The organism is Streptomyces sp. NPDC057743 (genome assembly GCF_042798755.1).
In the GTDB taxonomy this organism is placed as follows: domain Bacteria; phylum Actinomycetota; class Actinomycetes; order Streptomycetales; family Streptomycetaceae; genus Streptomyces.
Window position 1 is genome coordinate 108,424 of record NZ_JBHVJX010000006.1, and the last position, 15,526, is coordinate 123,949.

Below are 15,526 nucleotides of genomic sequence, written 5' to 3' on the forward strand. Positions count from 1 at the left end.
CGGCTGCGGAGCGGGGTCGGCGCAGGGCCTAGACTCCGGTCCGTACAGATCGTGTAAAAGTCGTTTCAAGAAGCGCAGTCAGGGAGCGAGGGGCGGACGTGCCGGACGCGACCGTACGCACCACCGTCGCCGCGGACTATTTCCAGGGCTACTCGGCCGTCGGGATCATCGCCGTGGTCGGCGTGCTGTTTGTCGCCGTGGCCTTCGGGGCCGGGCGGCTGCTGCGGCCCGTGGTGCCCACCCCCGAGAAGCTGCTGACGTACGAGTGCGGCGTCGACCCGGTCGGCGAGGGCTGGGCGCACACCCAGGTCCGCTACTACGTCTACGCCTTCCTCTACGTCATCTTCGCCGTCGACTCGATCTTCCTCTTCCCGTGGGCGACGGTCTTCGCCGCCCCCGGATTCGGCGGTGTGACGCTGGTGGAGATGTTCATCTTCCTCGGCTTCCTCGCCGTCGGCCTGCTCTACGCGTACAAGAAGGGCGTCCTGGAATGGACGTGACCCCCGCCCCCACCGGCCCCGAGGCGGCGCCCCGGAGTGCCACCCCCGTGCCGCTGCCGGAGCCCCGGCGCCTCGGCGCGCTGGCCCGGCTCGCACCCGAACCCATGAAGGTGGTCCTCAACTGGGGCCGCCGCTACAGCCTGTGGGTCTTCAACTTCGGCCTGGCCTGCTGCGCCATCGAGTTCATCGCCGCGTCGATGGCCCGGCACGACTTCATCCGGCTCGGCGTGATCCCGTTCGCGCCCGGCCCGCGCCAGGCCGACCTGATGGTCGTCTCCGGCACCGTCACCGACAAGATGGCGCCCGCGGTCAGGCGGCTCTACGAGCAGATGCCCGAGCCGAAGTACGTCATCTCCTTCGGTGCCTGCTCCAACTGCGGTGGCCCGTACTGGGATTCGTACTCGGTCACCAAGGGCGTGGACCAGATCATCCCGGTCGACGTGTACGTACCCGGCTGCCCGCCGCGGCCGGAGGCGCTGCTCCAGGGCATCCTCAAGCTCCAGGAGAAGATCGCCCGCGAGTCGCTGGGCGAGCGCTACCCGCGCACCGCCCGGCCGTCCGCCGCGGCCCTCCGCAGCGGCCTGGTGGCCCCGCCGGCCGCCCCGGCTGCCCCGGTCACTTCGTCGCCGGCCGCCCCGACGGACGCGGGGGAGGAGCCCCGATGACGCAACAGCCCAGACAGCCTGATCACCCCGAGCGGCCGGCCGAGGACGCGACCGCCGAGCCGGCCCCCGAGCCGGTCGTCGGCTGGCTGCCGCGCCCGGCCGGTGAGCTCTTCGGCGCCGGCGCCACCGCGGAACTGGCCTACGACCTGCTGACCGTCGACGTCCCGGCCGACGCCTGGACCGCCGCGCTGACCACCGCCCGCGACGCCCTCGGCTGCACCTATTTCGACTGGCTGAGCGCCGTGGACGAGCCCGGCACCGGCTTCCGGATCTGCGCCCACCTCGTCGACGTGGCGCGCCCCGGCGCCGTCCGCCGGCTGGTCGTGCGGACCACCGTGCCGCACGACGCGCCCGCGCTGCCCACCGCCGTGGGCGTCTTCGCGGGCGCCGGCTGGCACGAGCGGGAGACCCACGAGATGTTCGGCGTGGACTTCACCGGCCATCCGCACCTGGTGCCGCTGCTGCTGCCGGAGACCTTCGAGGGCCACCCGCTGCGCAAGGACTTCGTGCTGGCGGCGCGGGTCGCCAAGGCGTGGCCCGGCGCCAAGGAGCCGGGGGAGAGCGAGCACGGGGGGCCCAAGCGGCGGCAGATGCTGCCGCCGGGGGTCCCGGATCCCAACGAATGGGGGCCGCTCAAGGGCCAGTTGCCGCCCGCCCCGGCGCGACCGGCCCGGGGCGCGCGGGCGGCCGGTGCCGCCGGCGAGCGCCCGCCCCGGCGCACCCGTTCCGTGAGCGCCGGCTCGGCGAGCCAGCAGACGGCGGCCACCGAAGCGGCCACCGAAGCGGGCACCGGGGCGGACGCCGCGACCGGCGCGCCGGCCGAACGCCCGGCCCGGCCGCCGCGCCGCAACCGCTCGGCGAGCCAGGGCTCGGTCAGCCAGCAGCCGCCGACCGGGACCACCCCCACGGACACCACCCCAGAGGACACCACCCCCAAGGGCCCGGCCCCCAAGGACCCCGCGCCCCCGCGCTCCTCCGACGCGCCCTGGCACCACGCCCGCCCGGCGTTCGACGAGGCCGGGGCCGAGCCGCAGAACGGCCCCGAGCCGCCGCCGCAGCCCCAAGAGCCCCGCCCCGCGCCGGAACCGGCCCCACAGCCCCCCGGCGACGCCGACCGCACCGCCGACGGCGCCCACGCCGACCGCACCGACGACGAAGGAGGCGACACCCCATGAGCGACACCCTCGCCCTGGTGCTGCGCCTGCTCGCCGTCTTCGTGGTCTTCCTGGTCTTCCCGCTGGTCATCGGCCAGACCGAGCACAAGGTGATGGCCCACATGCAGGGCCGCCTCGGCCCCATGTACGCCGGCGGCTTCCACGGCTGGGCCCAACTCGTCGCCGACGGCGTCAAGTTCGCGCAGAAGGAGGACGTCGTCCCGGCCGGCGCCGACCGGCGGATCTTCCAACTCGCGCCCGCCGTCGCCCTGTTGCCGTACCTGCTGGTCATGGTCGCCATCCCCGTCGGACCCGGCAACGCCGTCGGGCAGGCCCTGGACGCGGGCATCTTCTTCGTGCTCGCCGTCATGGGCGTCGGCGTGCTCGGCTCGCTGATGGCGGGCTGGGCGTCGGCCAACAAGTTCTCCCTGCTCGGCGGCCTGCGGACGGCCGCGCAGCTGCTCGCCTACGAGCTGCCGATGCTGCTGGCCGCCGCCTCCGTCGCGATGGCCGCCGGCACCCTCTCGCTGCCCGGCATCCTCGACGCCTTCCACTGGTGGTGGGTGCCCTGGCAGCTCATCGGCGGCGTGGTGTTCTTCACCGCCGGACTCGCCGAGCTCCAGCGGCCCCCGTTCGACATGCCGGTCGCCGACTCCGAGATCATCTTCGGCGCGTACACCGAGTACACCGGACTGCGCTTCGCGCTCTTCCTGCTCGCTGAGTACGCCGGCATCGTCGTGCTCAGCGCGCTGACCGCGGTCCTCTTTCTGGGCGGCTGGCACGGCCCGTTCGGCGCCGACGGCCTGGGCTGGCTCTGGACGCTGGTGAAGACCGTCGCCTTGAGCTTCGTCGTCATCTGGCTGCGGGTCACCTACCCGCGGCTGCGCGAGGACCAGCTCCAGAAGCTGGCCTGGACGGTCCTGATCCCGCTCGCGCTCGTCCAGATCGCCCTCACCGGCGTCATCAAGGTGGTGATCTCCTAGTCATGGGCATCCCTGGATCCGGCCTCGCCAAGGGCCTGGCCGTCACGCTCCGCACCATGACGCGCAAGTCCGTCACCGCGCAGTACCCGGACGTCCAGCCCGACCTCGCGCCCCGCACCCGCGGCGTCATCGGGCTGTTCGAGGAGAACTGCACGGTCTGCATGCTGTGCGCCCGCGAGTGCCCCGACTGGTGCATCTACATCGACTCCCACAAGGAGACGGTGCCGCCGGCCGCCCCCGGGGGCCGCGAGCGCAGCCGGAACGTGCTCGACCGCTTCGCCATCGACTTCGCGCTGTGCATGTACTGCGGGATCTGCATCGAGGTCTGCCCCTTCGACGCGCTGTTCTGGTCGCCGGAGTTCGAGTACGCCGAGACCGACATCCGCGAACTCACCCACGAGCGCGACAGGCTGCGCGAGTGGATGTGGACGGTGCCCGAGCCGCCCGCGCTGGACCCGGCGGCCGAGGAGCCCAAGGAGATCGCCGCCGCCCGCAAGACCGCGGACAAGCTGGCCGCCCAACAGGCCGCCGCCGCACAGGAACAGCAGCCTTCCGACACTGCCACCGACACCACCAACGGGGAGGGAACGTGACGCTCGCCGCCGCAAGCCACGGCTTCCTCTCGCCCACCGGCGTCGAGATCGCCTTCGTCCTCGTCGGCCTCGCCACCCTCGGCGCGGCGCTGACCACCGTCACCTCCCGGCAGCTGGTGCACGCCGCGCTGTGGCTGGTGGTCGCCCTCGGCGGGATCGCCGTGGAGTACCTCCTGCTCACCGCCGAGTTCATCGCCTGGGTGCAGGTGCTGATCTACGTCGGGTCGGTGGTCGTGCTGCTGCTCTTCGGGCTGATGCTCACCAAGGCGCCCATCGGCCCCTCGCCGGACGCCGATTCGGGCAACCGCTGGGCCGCGCTCACCGTGGCCGGCGCCTCGGCCGCGGCCCTGGTCTGGGTCGTCGTCGACGCCTTCCGCGCCACCTGGATCGACCTCGACGGGGCCGTCCAGGGCTCCTCCGAGGTCTCCGGGCGCAGCCTGTTCCGCTTCTGGGTGCTGCCCTTCGAGGCGCTCTCCGTCCTGCTGCTCGCCGCGCTCGTCGGGGCGATCGTGCTGTCCCGCCGGGGCGGCGGTGCCAAGGGCGCCGCCGAGACCTCGGCCCCCGCCGCGGGGGAGGGGCGGCACTGATGCACCTCGCGTACCCGGCGGTCCTCGCCGTCCTCCTCTTCTGCACCGGCCTGTACGGCGTGCTCGCGCGCCGCAACGCGATCCTGGTGCTGATGTCCGTCGAGCTGATGCTCAACGCCGTCAACCTCAACCTCGTCGCCTTCGACGTCTGGCTCCGCGACACCCTGCACGCCGGCCAGGCGCTCACCCTCTTCACCATCGCCGTCGCCGCCGCCGAGATCGGCATCGGGCTGGCGATCGTGCTGCTCGTCTACCGCAACCGCGGCAGCTCCGACATCGACCGGCTCCGCGACCTCGCCGAGCGGCCGACCGGACCGGTCGCCGCCGGCGGCGACCAGCAGCAGCCGGACACCAAGGCGGAGGCCACCGCGTGACGCTCACGACCACCGCCGTACTCGTTCCCCTCCTGCCCTTCCTCGGGGCCGTCGCCGGCCTCCTCACGGGGCGGCGCTCGCCCGGCTTCGTCCGCCCGCTGGCGGTGCTGCCGACGCTCGCCGCGGCGGCCGGGACCGTCGCCGTCGCCGTCGGCCAGGGCGGCGGCCCGGCCACCGACGTCGCCACCCGGCTCACCCCGACCGGCTCGCTCCCCATCGACCTGGCGCTGCACATCGACGGCTTCGCCGCCCTGATCGCCGTCCTCGTCGGCGTGGTGGCGACCTGTGTGCAGATCTACTCCACGGCCTATCTGCGCGACGATCCGCGCTATTCCTCCTACGCCGCGCTGGTCTCGCTCTTCACCTCCGCGATGCTGCTGGTCGTCTACACCGGCGACCTGATGGTGCTGCTGGTCGGCTGGGAAATCATGGGCATCTGCTCGTACTTCCTCGTCGGCCACTACTGGGAGACCGAGGCCGCCCGCACCGCCTCCCTCAAGGCGTTCCTCGTCACCAAGCTCGGCGACGTGCCGTTCCTCTTCGGCATCTTCGCGCTCGCCGCCGACACCGGGACCTTCCGGATCACCGGCATCCTCGGTCACATCGCCCGCGACGGCCTGCACCACCCGACGCTGATCGCGCTGCTGCTGCTGGCCGGCGTCGCGGGCAAGTCGGCGCAGTTCCCGCTGCACACCTGGCTCCCGGACGCGATGGCCGGCCCGACGCCGGTCTCCGCGCTCATCCACGCCGCGACGATGGTCGCCGCCGGCGTCTACGTCGTCGCCCGCCTCCTCCCGGTCTTCGCCGCCTCCGCGGCGGCGCTGATCGTGCTCGCCGCCCTGGCCGCGGTGACCATGGTCGGCTCCGCCCTGGCCGCGCTCGCCCAGGACGACATCAAACGCGTGCTGGCCTACTCGACCGTCGGCCAACTCGGCTACATGACCGGCGCGCTGGCCGTCGGCGACCGCGGTGCCGCCGTCTTCCACCTGCTGTCGCACGGTGCGTTCAAGGCCCTCCTCTTCCTCGGCGCGGGCGTGGTCATCCACGCCGCGGGCACCAACTCGCTCTCCGCGATGTCCCGGATGAGCGGCCTGGCCCGCCGCATCCCGGACGCCGCCTGGACGCTGGGCGTCGCCCTGCTCGCCCTCGCCGCGATCCCGCCGTTCGCCGGCTTCTTCTCCAAGGAGGCCGTGCTGGGCGCCGCCGAGCACGCCGCCACCGGCCACGCGGCCGGCATCCCCGGCGCCGCCGGCTGGACCGTGCTGCTCTCCGGTCTGCTCACCGCCCTCCTCACCGCCGCCTACGCCACCCGACTCTGGCTGATGACCTTCCACGGCACCGGCCCCGAGGTCCCCGATCGTCCCCAAGCTCTCAACTCCGTTCGAGCAGGGGAGACCCCATCCCCGCAGCCGCGCGCCATGACCGGCGTCCTGTGGGTGCTCTTCGTCCCCACCGTCGGCCTCGGACTGGCCGCCCCCCTCCTGCCCGCCTGGTTCGACGGGCGCTCGCTCGCCCCGACCACCACCACCGCCGTCCTCGGCACCGGCGTGGCCCTCATCGGCGGCCTGATGACCTACGCCGCCTGGCGTCATACCAGTGCCCTCGCCGCCCGCACCCCCGTCGGGGCCGTCGCGCTGGCCGACGACGCCGCCCCCGCCCTCGCCGAGGAGCTGGCCATCGTCAGTCACCCCCCGGCCTACGGCGACGCCGCCAGCGCCGCGGACCCGGCCGACCCCGGCCGGCTCCTCCTCGGCCCGCTGCACCGCCACGCCGCCGCCGGCTTCCACCTCGACGCGGTCTACTCCGCGCTGTTCGTCCGGCCCACCCGGGCGGCCGCGACCCTGGTCCGCTTCCTGGACCGCGCGGTCGTCGACACCTACGTCGCCGGCGCCGGCACCGCCCCCCGCTGGCTGGGCGCCGCGGTCCGCCGCGCCCAGACCGGGAACGTGCAGACCTACCTCGGGGCGCTGCTGGCCGGCGCGCTCGTCCTGGCCATCGCCGCCGTCCTCGTCGCTACGGGCACGGGAGCCTGACCGTGAACCACACCGCCATGCAGATCCTCCTCGCGGGCTCCGTCGTCCTCCCGCTGCTCGGCGCGCTCGCCGCCCTGCTGCCGGCCCCGCCCGGCCTGAAGGGGAGGAACCCCGACCAGGCCGTGCTGCGCCACGGCGTGACCGTCACCGGCGTGGTGCTCGCCGCGACCCTCGCGCTGGCCGTCGGCTTCGACCGCGGTCACCCGGCGCGTATGCAGGCCACCACCGACCTCAGCTGGATCCCGGCGCTCGGCATCCGCGTCCACCTCGGCATCGACGGCATCTCGCTCCCCCTCCTCGTCCTGAGTGCGCTGCTGACCTTCCTCTGCGCCCTCTACAGCTACTTCAAGATGCCAACGGGCCCGTCCCCCAAGGCATTTGTGGCGCTGCTCCTCGTCCTGGAGTCCGGCACCCTCGCGACCTTCGCGGTGCTGGACCTGGTGCTGTTCTTCCTCGCCTTCGAGATGGTCCTCATCCCGATGTACTTCCTCATCGCCCGCTGGGGCGGCGCCGGAAGGCAGGCGGCGGCGTGGAAGTTCATCCTCTACACCCTGCTCGGCTCCGTCGTGATGCTGCTCGGCCTCCTCCTCATCGGGCTGAAATCCGGCACGTTCGACATGGTCGCACTCGCCACTGACAACGGCCCGAAAGCCCAGCTCAGCCACACGGTTCAGCTCGTCGCCGTGCTCGCCGTCGGCCTCGGACTGGCCGTCAAGTCCCCGATGTGGCCGCTGCACAGCTGGCTGCCGGACGCCCACACCGCGGCCCCCACCGCCGGCTCGGTCCTGCTGGCCGGCGTCCTGCTGAAGATGGGCACCTACGGCTTCGTCCGGATCGCGCTGCCGATCACCCCCGACGGCCTGCACACCCTCGCGCCCTACCTCGCCGCGCTGGCCGCCGTCGGCATCGTCTACGGCTCGCTGGCCTGCCTCGCCCTCGTACGCAGCGGCGCCGGCGGAGACCTCAAGCGCCTGATCGCCTACAGCTCCGTCGGCCACATGGGCTTCGTCCTGCTCGGCATCGCCACCATGACCCCCACCGGCATCAACGGCGCGCTGTTCGCCAACATCGCGCACGGCCTGATCACCGGCCTGCTCTTCTTCCTGGTCGGCGCCCTCAAGGACCGCACCGGCACCACCGACCTCGACGCCCTCTCCGGCACCACCGGTGCCGCCCTCTACGGCCGCGCCCCCCGCTTCGGCGGACTGCTCGCCTTCGCCGCCGTCGCCTCCCTGGGCCTGCCGGGCCTTGCCGGCTTCTGGGGCGAGATGCTGGCGATGTTCGGCGCCTACCACCCGGCCGCCGGCCTCAGCCGCCCCGCCTTCCTCACGTTCATGGCCCTGGCCGGCCTCGGCACCCTGCTGACCGCCGCGTACCTGCTGCTGGTCGTCCGCCGGGTCTGCATGGGCGGCACCCTCAAGGCCGCGATTGCCCCCGGCGAGACCGGCGGGCCGGCCACCGCCCCCGCCATCCCCGACCTCGCCCGCTACGAGTACGCGGCCTGGGGCCCCCTCGCCGCCCTCACCGTCCTCGCCGGACTGTGGCCCGCGGCCCTCCTCGGCCTCACGAACCCGGCCGTCCAGCAGCTCCTCGGAGGCGGTAAGTGATGAGTCAGGCCACCTCGTTGGTCCAGTCCGTCGACTGGCTCGCCATCGCGCCGCCCACCCTGACCGCGGCCGTCGCCCTGGTGGTGCTGGTCGCCGACCTCTTCCTGCCGGCCGCCCGCAAGCCCCTGTTGGGCTGGTGCGCGACCGCCGGCCTGGTTGCCGCCGCGCTCCTGCTGCTGCCCCTCCTGGACGGCCACCGCCGCACCTTCTGCCTCACCGGCCGCCCCGAGGCGTGCAGCTACGTCGCCGACCACTTCACCCTGATCATCCAGTTCCTGGTGCTCGGCGGCGCGCTGCTGACCGCCCTGCTGTCCATCGACACCCTCAAGGACCACGACCTGCCCGCGGGGGAGTACTGGTTCCTGCTGCTCTCCTCGGCCGCCGGCGCCGCCCTGCTGCCCGCCGCCCGGGACCTGGCCACCCTGGTCATCGCCCTGGAGGTCGCCTCGCTGCCGGCGTTCGCCCTGGTCGGGCTGCGTCGCGGCGACCGGCTCTCCTCCGAGGCGGCGCTGAAGTTCTTCCTCTCCTCGGTGGCCGCCACCGCCGTGATGCTCCTCGGCGTGAGCTTCGTCTACGCGGCCACCGGGAGCCTGCACCTGTCCCGGGTGGCGCACGCCCTTTCCGCCCTCCCGGACCCGCGACTGGCCACCCTGGCCAGCGCCGGCGTCGCGCTCACCCTGGTCGGCTTCGCCTTCAAGACCGCCGCCGCCCCCTTCCACTTCTGGGTGCCCGACACCTACGTCGGCGCCCCACTGCCGATCGCCGCGTACCTCTCCGTGGTCGGCAAGGCCGTCGGCTTCTCCGGTCTGATCCTCGTCACCGTCCAGGGTTTCCCCTCGTACGCGGGCGTCTGGGGCCCGGCGCTGGCGGTGCTCGCCGCGCTCACCATGACCGTCGGCAACGCCGCGGCGCTCCGCCAGGACCCGACCCGCGCCCACAGCGCCGTCCGCCTCCTGGCCTGGTCCTCCGTCGGGCAGGCCGGCTACCTGCTGGTCCCGATCGCCGCCGCCGGCTACGCCCACGACCCCGCGCACGCCATCGGCGCCACCGTCGCCTACGCCCTGATGTACGCCGCGGTGAACCTCGGGGCGTTCGCCGTCGTCGCCCTGGTGGCCCGCACCAGCCCCGCCAACCGCCTCGCCGACTACCGGGGCCTCTACCACCGCCGCCCCCTGGTGGCGCTCGCCCTCGGCTTCTTCCTCCTCTGCCTGGCGGGCCTGCCCCCGGGCATCATCGGCCTGTTCGCCAAGGTGACGGTCTTCTCCTCGGTCGTCGACGCCGGCCTGGGCTGGCTCGCCGTCGTCATGGCCGTCAACGTCGTGATCGCGCTGTACTACTACCTCCAGTGGACGGCGGTCCTCTTCCGGCCGGCGCAGGCCCCGGCCGACGGGAGGGCCGAGCAGCCCCCGGCCCGGATCCCGGCCGCCCTCGGCACCGCCCTGGCCCTGGCGACCGCGCTGGGCGTCGCCCTCTCCGGCGCCCCCCAGCTCGTCCTCCGCTTCGCCGCCGGCGCCCTCCTCTAGCCCCCGCACCGTCCTCGGGCGGGCCATGGCGCCCGAGGACGGCGCGAGCCCGCCCGTCGCGACCGGTCACCCCTAAGGGCACCCCCACCCGCCCCTGACCAGGCACGGCCCGGGGAACCCCGCCCGCCCCTCTCGCGTTGACCAGTGAGTAAGGGTCCACTGGAGAGTGGAGAAACGCAGCCAAGGGTTCCCCTGCCGCACCACCTGGAGGGCGTACCGTGCACCGCCGGCACAACGGGCTCAGGACCGCCGTACTCCTCGGGGGACTGTCCGCACTCATCATCGTCATCGGCAGCTTCTTCGGCCGCACCGGCCTGATCGCCGCCGTCCTGATCGCCGTGGGCACCAACGCCTATGCGTACTGGAACAGCGACAAGCTGGCCCTGCGGGCGATGCGGGCCCGCCCGGTCAGCGAGTTCGAGGCGCCACAGCTCTACCGCATGGTCCGCGAGCTCTCCACCGCCGCCCGCCAACCCATGCCCCGGCTCTACATCTCCCCGACCCAGGCGCCCAACGCCTTCGCCACCGGCCGCAACCCCCGTAACGCCGCGGTCTGTTGCACCGACGGCATCCTCCAGATACTCGACGAGCGCGAGCTGCGCGGCGTCATCGGCCACGAGCTCAGCCACGTCTACAACCGCGACATCCTGATCTCCTCGGTGGCCGGCGCGCTGGCCTCGGTCGTGATGTTCCTGGTCAACTTCGCCTGGCTGATCCCGGTGGGCCGCTCCGACGATGACGACGAGGGCCCGGGCCTGATCGGGATGTTGCTGATCATGCTCCTCGGCCCGATCGCGGCCTCGCTGATCCAGCTCGCCGTCAGCCGCTCCCGCGAGTACCAGGCCGACGCCTCCGGCGCCCAACTCACCGGCGACCCGCTCGCCTTGGCCTCCGCGCTCCGCAAGCTGGAGCGCGGCACCCAGCAGCTCCCGCTGCCCCCCGAGCCCCGCCTGGAGACCGCCAGCCACATGATGATCGCCAACCCGTTCCGCCCCGGAGAGGGCCTGACCCGCCTCTTCTCCACCCACCCGCCGATGCCCGAGCGCATCGCCCGCCTGGAACAGATGGCCGGCTACCACCGCCCCTGACGGCACCCCAGGTCACCCCTTCGGGGACCGGCGCCCCGGCGATGCAACGTTCCACCAGGTCGCTCGCGTCTTGGACGGCGGAACCACTCACCCCCCCCGCCCGTGGAAGGCTGCCGATCATGAAGTTCATCCTCAACGTTGTCTGGTTGATCCTCAGCGGATTCTGGATGGCGCTCGGCTACGCCCTCGCCGGAATCATCTGCTGTGTCCTGATTATTACGATTCCATTTGGTATTGCGTCTTTTCGGATGGCCGGTTACGCCCTGTGGCCGTTCGGCCGGACGACCGTGGAGCGCCGCGACGCCGGCGCCGGTTCGGTGATCGGCAACGTCATCTGGATCATCTTCGCGGGGTGGTGGCTGGCCCTGGGGCACATCGCCACCGGGATCGCGCTGTGCGTGACGATCATTGGCATTCCGTTCGGCATCGCCAATTTCAAGATGATCCCGATCTCCCTGCTGCCGCTCGGGCGCGAGATCGTGCCCACGGATCAGCCCTTCGCGACTCGCTGAACGGCAAAGGGCGGGTGCTCGGAGCACCCGCCCTGGCTAGCAAAGCCGCTGGTCAGACAGTGAGGCAGAACCGGATCGGCCTTGTTGCGTGATCCTGCTCATCCGGCAGCGATCCCGTTCGGCATCGCCAGCTTCCGTATCGCCGGCTATGCCCTGTGGCCGTTCGGCCGGACGACCGTCGAGCGGCGCGACGCCGGCGCCGGTTCGGTGATCGGCAACGTCATCTGGGTCATCTTCGCCGGCTGGTGGCTGGCGCTCGGCCACATCGTCACCGGCATCGCCCTGTGCGTGACGATCATCGGCATCCCGTTCGGCATCGCCAACTTCAAGATGGTCCCGCTCTCGCTGCTCCCGTTGGGCCGCGAAATCGTCCCCACGGACCAGCCGTTCGCCACCCGTTGACCGTCGGCCGGCGGCGCCGCGGTCATGGCATTAGCCACCCGTTAGTGGAACGCCAGCCCCGTCCTCGAAGCTGATTGCCGTCCGGGAACGAGACGAGAGCAACCGCAACGGGAGACCCGATGAACACCGCCACCGCCACCCACCGCTTCCGCGGCCGCGCCGGCCGCCGCCTGGCCGCCGCCCTCGTCGCCGCCGCGGCGCTCGGTCTGGGGGCCACGGCCTGCGGGCCGGACTCCGGGGCGGCGGCCCCGGCCGGCTCCCCAGCCCCGTCCGACGCGCAGCACGCCTCGAACCAGCCCGCGAACGGCTCCGCCGCGGACAACTCCGGTGCGCAGGGCCAGAACGGCGGCAAGACGGCGCCGTCCGCCGCCCGGGGCGCGACCTCCGGGGGCGGCGGCCACACCGGCGCCAGCTCCACCCCCGTCGGCGGCGGCGTCGCCCACGCGGGCAACCACCGCATCCTCGTCGGCAAGCTGGAGTACCTCGCGCCCGGCAAGCTGATCGTCAAGCCCGAGGACGGCGGCATGGACCAGGCGTTCTTCGTCGCCAACGCCACGCGGATCCTCGGCGCGGCCGCGATCTGCTCCGTCGACGACGGCCGCGTGACCGTCGGCAAGGACGGCTACGGCACCTCCAAGTGCACCGTGGAGCAACTGGAGAAGGCCGCGAAGACGAGCAGCGTGACCGTCCGCGTCACCATGGACCGCAAGTCCGGCGCCGCCGAGACGGTCGAGGAGAAGTACCACCCGTAAGCCGCACCCCGCGCACCCGGTGGGCCCTGTGCCCGCCGGGCGCACGGCCGTTGCGCGGCAGCCCGGTCCAACTCCCGTGCCCGGCAACGCCGATGGGGCGGCGCGTCCCCGTGTCGCGCCGCCCCATCGGCTTCACTGCGTACCGCCCGCCCCCACCGGGGGCGCGATCAGCGGTAGTTGACGAACTGGATCGCGAAGTCCAGGTCCTTGCCGCGCAGCAGCTGCTGCACCGTCTGGAGGTCGTCCCGGCTCTTGGAGGTGACCCGCAGCTCGTCGCCCTGCACCTGCGCCTTGACGCCCTTCGGCCCCTCGTCGCGGATGATCTTGGCGACCTTCTTCGCGTTCTCCTGCGAGATGCCCTCCTGCATCGAGGCGGAGATCTTGTACTCCTTGCCCGATGCCTGCGGCTCGCCGGTTTCCAGGGCCTTCAGCGAGATCCCGCGCTTGACCAGCTTGGACTGGAAGATGTCCAGCACGGCCTTCACGCGCTCCTCGGCGTTGGCCCGCATCTCGATCTTCTCGCCCGACCACTGGATCGACGCGTCCACGCCCTTGAAGTCGTAGCGCTGCGAGATCTCCTTGGCGGCCTGGTTGAGGGCGTTGTCGACCTCCTGCCGCTCGACCTTCGAGACGATGTCGAAACTGGAGTCGGCCATCGTGAGTTGGCTCCTCGTACGTAGATCCATCAGAGATGCGGCCCTTCCCGGGCCGCCCGCCAAGCCTAGTCACCCGGCCAAGATCCAGCGCTCGGGAAGCGAGTGGCAAAGCACCCCCTGTCATCGGGTATGGTTTACGTCGTTGCCAAGGAGCACCGCCCCACAGCGGGGCTCCCGAACAACACAACCCGGCGGTGTGCCCGAGCGGCCAAAGGGAGCAGACTGTAAATCTGCCGGCTTCGCCTTCCCAGGTTCGAATCCTGGCGCCGCCACAGCCAAAGCAAAGGGCCCGTGACCTGCTGTTTAAGCAGGTCACGGGCCCTTTGTCGTGTGCTCAGGCGATCAGCGCACTGTCTCACGCTGTCTCGCGTTCGATCGCCTTATCTCGAACCGTGTGGACGGGCCGTGGACGGCCGTCCACATGCGCTTAGGTGCGCTGCTCCAAGCGGGTGGAAATCTTGGCGTTCGCGGCTTCATCTCCGTCAGTGAGGAATTTGGCGTACACCCGGAAGAGGACGGCGACGCTGTGACCCGCGCGTTTTGCGACCAGCTGCGGCTCCACCCCTGAACTGAGCCAGGTGGACACCGCGGCGTGACGTAGGTCATATGGTCGTTTGGCCAGCGAGGACTCCCGCTGTGCGGGCGCCAGGGCGCGCGTCCGTGCTTCGGCCCAGACTTCGCCGTACCCAGTGTCCTGGATCAGTCCGCCACGCTGCGTCTGGAACAAGCGGCCGTCTGAGGCCGTGCCGTATGCGGTGACGTGCCAGCGGAGCAGGGCGACCAACTCCGGGGGGATGGGGACCTCGCGGACGGCCTTCCGCGGCCGGTGCTTCAGTCCCCGCGTGTCGTGGGCCTCACCGCTATCCGTCCATGCGGTGCCGGATCGCGGCCGGGTTTCTCGGAAGCGCAGCACGCCCCACCCACGGCGCGGCAGTTCACAGTCCCGGTGTCGTAGGCCGATGACTTCCGCCGGCCGGGCCCCGGCGTAGTAGATGCAGCCGAAGAAGGCCACCAGCCGTCGGCCGCGGGGGCTCTGGCCCCGTACGGCGTCCAATAGCTTCGCCGCCTGCCCGGGGTCTGGCACGCATGCCGGGTCCACTTCCTCTTCCACTTGTTCGGGCGCTTTCCATTGGACCTGGGGTAGAGGGTTGTCCGTCAGAAGTCCAGCGTCCACCGCGTAGGCGAGCGAGTTGTGAAAGATTGCCCGCTTTCTGCGGATTGTTCCTGCTGCCGCCGTTTTGCCGTCGAGCTTCTTCGTCAGTGCGGTCAGCGCGGCCCGAACGCGCATCCGGTCCGCCAGGGCGGAAGTCGGTATCGACTTTCGCTCGAACCAGTCGAGAATCTTGGCAACGTCGGCCGGCGGCTCTTCCTTCCAGCGGTTCTTGTTGAATCCCCAGCTGTAGAGGGCGGTGCGTACGGCCCGCGGGTCGGCCATCCCCTTGGTGTCCTTCACCAGGGCTGGCGAGACGGTGGCCATGGCCTCGGCCAACGTCCGCCGGGTGCCGGCGGGGGAGTGGTCCCACTTCATCTCGATGTACTGGCGGGCGTGCTCGTACCACGAGATGTCCCGTTCCTTAGCGACCAGCGACTTTGGCAGTCCGCTCTCCACGTCGAACGGTTCGCCTTCGCGTGCTGCCGTAATGAGCTGGGCCCGGCGGCTCTCCGCCAGGCCCACGGTCAGGAAGGACTCCGAATGAGGGCGCGTGCCCACCTTCCAGCGGAGTTGGTAGGGCTTTCGGTAGTCGCGTTTGCGGATGGCCCAGATCCGCACGGTGTAGCTCCACTCCGTCATGCGACCTCCATCTCTTCCAGGAAGGCGTCGAGGACGCTGCGACGGACTCGCAAGCGACCGCTGGGCGTACGGCGCGTCTCCGGCGCGTATCCGCGGTCACGCCAGCGGTACCAGGTGGCGCGGCTGATGCCTATCTCTTCGAGAGCGGCGCTCAACGGAAGCCATTCGTCGGCGACCGTGCGCTTGCGCGGCGGGGTCATGCGTGACGCTCCTCTCCGGGCGCAGGGATGGACGGGGACAGGGGGGCCGTCGCAAAAACCGCAGAATCCGCAGAAATACGCGGATAGGCGGTGTGAGCTGCGGCG

General features: G+C 71.8%; 17 protein-coding genes and 1 tRNA gene. 15 read left to right on the forward strand and 3 right to left on the reverse strand.

The features are described from left to right. Window positions 1-98: 98 nt before the first annotated feature. From ACFVFQ_RS08765 to ACFVFQ_RS08830, 14 genes are all read left to right on the forward strand, one after another. Window positions 99-500: an NADH-quinone oxidoreductase subunit A gene (locus ACFVFQ_RS08765; RefSeq protein WP_383411086.1), complete on the forward strand. Its 402-nt coding sequence runs from the start codon at window positions 99-101 to the stop codon at window positions 498-500. After that, window positions 491-1,165, forward strand: coding sequence for an NADH-quinone oxidoreductase subunit B (locus ACFVFQ_RS08770; RefSeq protein ID WP_383411089.1), 675 nt, complete (start codon window positions 491-493; stop codon window positions 1,163-1,165). The genes ACFVFQ_RS08765 and ACFVFQ_RS08770 overlap by 10 nt, the downstream gene beginning before the upstream one ends. Continuing rightward, on the forward strand, window positions 1,162-2,340 hold the full coding sequence (locus ACFVFQ_RS08775) for an NADH-quinone oxidoreductase subunit C (RefSeq protein ID WP_383411091.1): 1,179 nt from the start codon (window positions 1,162-1,164) through the stop codon (window positions 2,338-2,340). The genes ACFVFQ_RS08770 and ACFVFQ_RS08775 overlap by 4 nt, the downstream gene beginning before the upstream one ends. Further along, the gene (locus ACFVFQ_RS08780) at window positions 2,337-3,302 is read left to right on the forward strand and encodes an NADH-quinone oxidoreductase subunit H (RefSeq protein WP_383411094.1); all 966 of its coding nucleotides are present in this window, start codon (window positions 2,337-2,339) and stop codon (window positions 3,300-3,302) included. The genes ACFVFQ_RS08775 and ACFVFQ_RS08780 overlap by 4 nt, the downstream gene beginning before the upstream one ends. A 2-nt stretch (window positions 3,303-3,304) precedes the next feature. After that, window positions 3,305-3,895 (forward strand): NuoI/complex I 23 kDa subunit family protein, encoded by a 591-nt coding sequence (locus ACFVFQ_RS08785; protein ID WP_383411097.1) that lies wholly within the window; start codon window positions 3,305-3,307, stop codon window positions 3,893-3,895. Beyond that, window positions 3,892-4,482 carry an NADH-quinone oxidoreductase subunit J gene (locus tag ACFVFQ_RS08790; protein WP_383411100.1) on the forward strand — a complete coding sequence of 197 codons (591 nt, stop codon included), beginning with the start codon at window positions 3,892-3,894 and terminating at the stop codon, window positions 4,480-4,482. The genes ACFVFQ_RS08785 and ACFVFQ_RS08790 overlap by 4 nt, the downstream gene beginning before the upstream one ends. Next, a complete protein-coding gene (gene nuoK / locus ACFVFQ_RS08795; RefSeq protein WP_383411102.1) occupies window positions 4,482-4,856 on the forward strand; it encodes an NADH-quinone oxidoreductase subunit NuoK in 375 nt (124 codons plus the stop codon). Before ACFVFQ_RS08790 ends, nuoK begins: the two co-directional genes overlap by 1 nt. After that, entirely contained in the window at window positions 4,853-6,889 is a 2,037-nt protein-coding gene (locus ACFVFQ_RS08800) for an NADH-quinone oxidoreductase subunit L (protein ID WP_383411105.1), read from the forward strand. Before nuoK ends, ACFVFQ_RS08800 begins: the two co-directional genes overlap by 4 nt. A 17-nt stretch (window positions 6,890-6,906) precedes the next feature. Beyond that, entirely contained in the window at window positions 6,907-8,496 is a 1,590-nt protein-coding gene (locus tag ACFVFQ_RS08805) for a NuoM family protein (protein WP_383411524.1), read from the forward strand. Beyond that, the gene (locus tag ACFVFQ_RS08810) at window positions 8,496-10,019 is read left to right on the forward strand and encodes an NADH-quinone oxidoreductase subunit N (protein WP_383411108.1); all 1,524 of its coding nucleotides are present in this window, start codon (window positions 8,496-8,498) and stop codon (window positions 10,017-10,019) included. Before ACFVFQ_RS08805 ends, ACFVFQ_RS08810 begins: the two co-directional genes overlap by 1 nt. 218 nt (window positions 10,020-10,237) lie before the next feature. Beyond that, complete coding sequence (gene htpX / locus ACFVFQ_RS08815; RefSeq protein WP_383411110.1) at window positions 10,238-11,107, forward strand: zinc metalloprotease HtpX; 870 nt, start codon at window positions 10,238-10,240, stop codon at window positions 11,105-11,107. A gap of 119 nt (window positions 11,108-11,226) precedes the next feature. Continuing rightward, on the forward strand, window positions 11,227-11,619 hold the full coding sequence (locus tag ACFVFQ_RS08820; RefSeq protein ID WP_383411113.1) for a YccF domain-containing protein: 393 nt from the start codon (window positions 11,227-11,229) through the stop codon (window positions 11,617-11,619). A gap of 84 nt (window positions 11,620-11,703) precedes the next feature. Beyond that, a complete protein-coding gene (locus tag ACFVFQ_RS08825; RefSeq protein WP_383411116.1) occupies window positions 11,704-12,021 on the forward strand; it encodes a YccF domain-containing protein in 318 nt (105 codons plus the stop codon). A gap of 119 nt (window positions 12,022-12,140) precedes the next feature. Next, entirely contained in the window at window positions 12,141-12,773 is a 633-nt protein-coding gene (locus tag ACFVFQ_RS08830; protein WP_383411119.1) for a hypothetical protein, read from the forward strand. A 167-nt stretch (window positions 12,774-12,940) separates the two neighbouring features. On the opposite strand, the gene ACFVFQ_RS08835 is transcribed toward ACFVFQ_RS08830, so the two are convergent. Further along, a complete protein-coding gene (locus ACFVFQ_RS08835) occupies window positions 12,941-13,429 on the reverse strand; it encodes a YajQ family cyclic di-GMP-binding protein (protein WP_383411122.1) in 489 nt (162 codons plus the stop codon). 190 nt (window positions 13,430-13,619) lie between these two features. Here ACFVFQ_RS08835 and ACFVFQ_RS08840 point away from each other — a divergent pair. Beyond that, window positions 13,620-13,701, forward strand: a tRNA-Tyr gene (locus ACFVFQ_RS08840). Between the two features lie 155 nt (window positions 13,702-13,856). On the opposite strand, the gene ACFVFQ_RS08845 is transcribed toward ACFVFQ_RS08840, so the two are convergent. Together ACFVFQ_RS08845 and ACFVFQ_RS08850 are read right to left on the reverse strand one after the other, a co-directional pair. Next, complete coding sequence (locus ACFVFQ_RS08845; RefSeq protein WP_383411125.1) at window positions 13,857-15,221, reverse strand: tyrosine-type recombinase/integrase; 1,365 nt, start codon at window positions 15,219-15,221, stop codon at window positions 13,857-13,859. Then, a complete protein-coding gene (locus ACFVFQ_RS08850; RefSeq protein ID WP_383411128.1) occupies window positions 15,218-15,421 on the reverse strand; it encodes a helix-turn-helix transcriptional regulator in 204 nt (67 codons plus the stop codon). The genes ACFVFQ_RS08845 and ACFVFQ_RS08850 overlap by 4 nt, the downstream gene beginning before the upstream one ends. Window positions 15,422-15,526 lie beyond the last annotated feature (105 nt).

What these genes read in the sequence shown, in the direction of transcription:
- ACFVFQ_RS08770 (WP_383411089.1), top strand. Translation starts at nt 491, where the DNA reads ATGGACGTGACCCCCGCCCCCACCGGCCCCGAGGCGGCGCCCCGGAGT.
- ACFVFQ_RS08775 (WP_383411091.1), top strand. Translation starts at nt 1,162, where the DNA reads ATGACGCAACAGCCCAGACAGCCTGATCACCCCGAGCGGCCGGCCGAG.
- ACFVFQ_RS08780 (WP_383411094.1), top strand. Translation starts at nt 2,337, where the DNA reads ATGAGCGACACCCTCGCCCTGGTGCTGCGCCTGCTCGCCGTCTTCGTG.
- ACFVFQ_RS08785 (WP_383411097.1), top strand. Translation starts at nt 3,305, where the DNA reads ATGGGCATCCCTGGATCCGGCCTCGCCAAGGGCCTGGCCGTCACGCTC.
- nuoK (WP_383411102.1), top strand. Translation starts at nt 4,482, where the DNA reads ATGCACCTCGCGTACCCGGCGGTCCTCGCCGTCCTCCTCTTCTGCACC.
- ACFVFQ_RS08805 (WP_383411524.1), top strand. Translation starts at nt 6,907, where the DNA reads ATGCAGATCCTCCTCGCGGGCTCCGTCGTCCTCCCGCTGCTCGGCGCG.
- ACFVFQ_RS08810 (WP_383411108.1), top strand. Translation starts at nt 8,496, where the DNA reads ATGAGTCAGGCCACCTCGTTGGTCCAGTCCGTCGACTGGCTCGCCATC.
- ACFVFQ_RS08820 (WP_383411113.1), top strand. Translation starts at nt 11,227, where the DNA reads ATGAAGTTCATCCTCAACGTTGTCTGGTTGATCCTCAGCGGATTCTGG.
- ACFVFQ_RS08830 (WP_383411119.1), top strand. Translation starts at nt 12,141, where the DNA reads ATGAACACCGCCACCGCCACCCACCGCTTCCGCGGCCGCGCCGGCCGC.
- ACFVFQ_RS08835 (WP_383411122.1), bottom strand. Translation starts at nt 13,429, where the DNA reads ATGGCCGACTCCAGTTTCGACATCGTCTCGAAGGTCGAGCGGCAGGAG.
- ACFVFQ_RS08845 (WP_383411125.1), bottom strand. Translation starts at nt 15,221, where the DNA reads ATGACGGAGTGGAGCTACACCGTGCGGATCTGGGCCATCCGCAAACGC.
- ACFVFQ_RS08850 (WP_383411128.1), bottom strand. Translation starts at nt 15,421, where the DNA reads ATGACCCCGCCGCGCAAGCGCACGGTCGCCGACGAATGGCTTCCGTTG.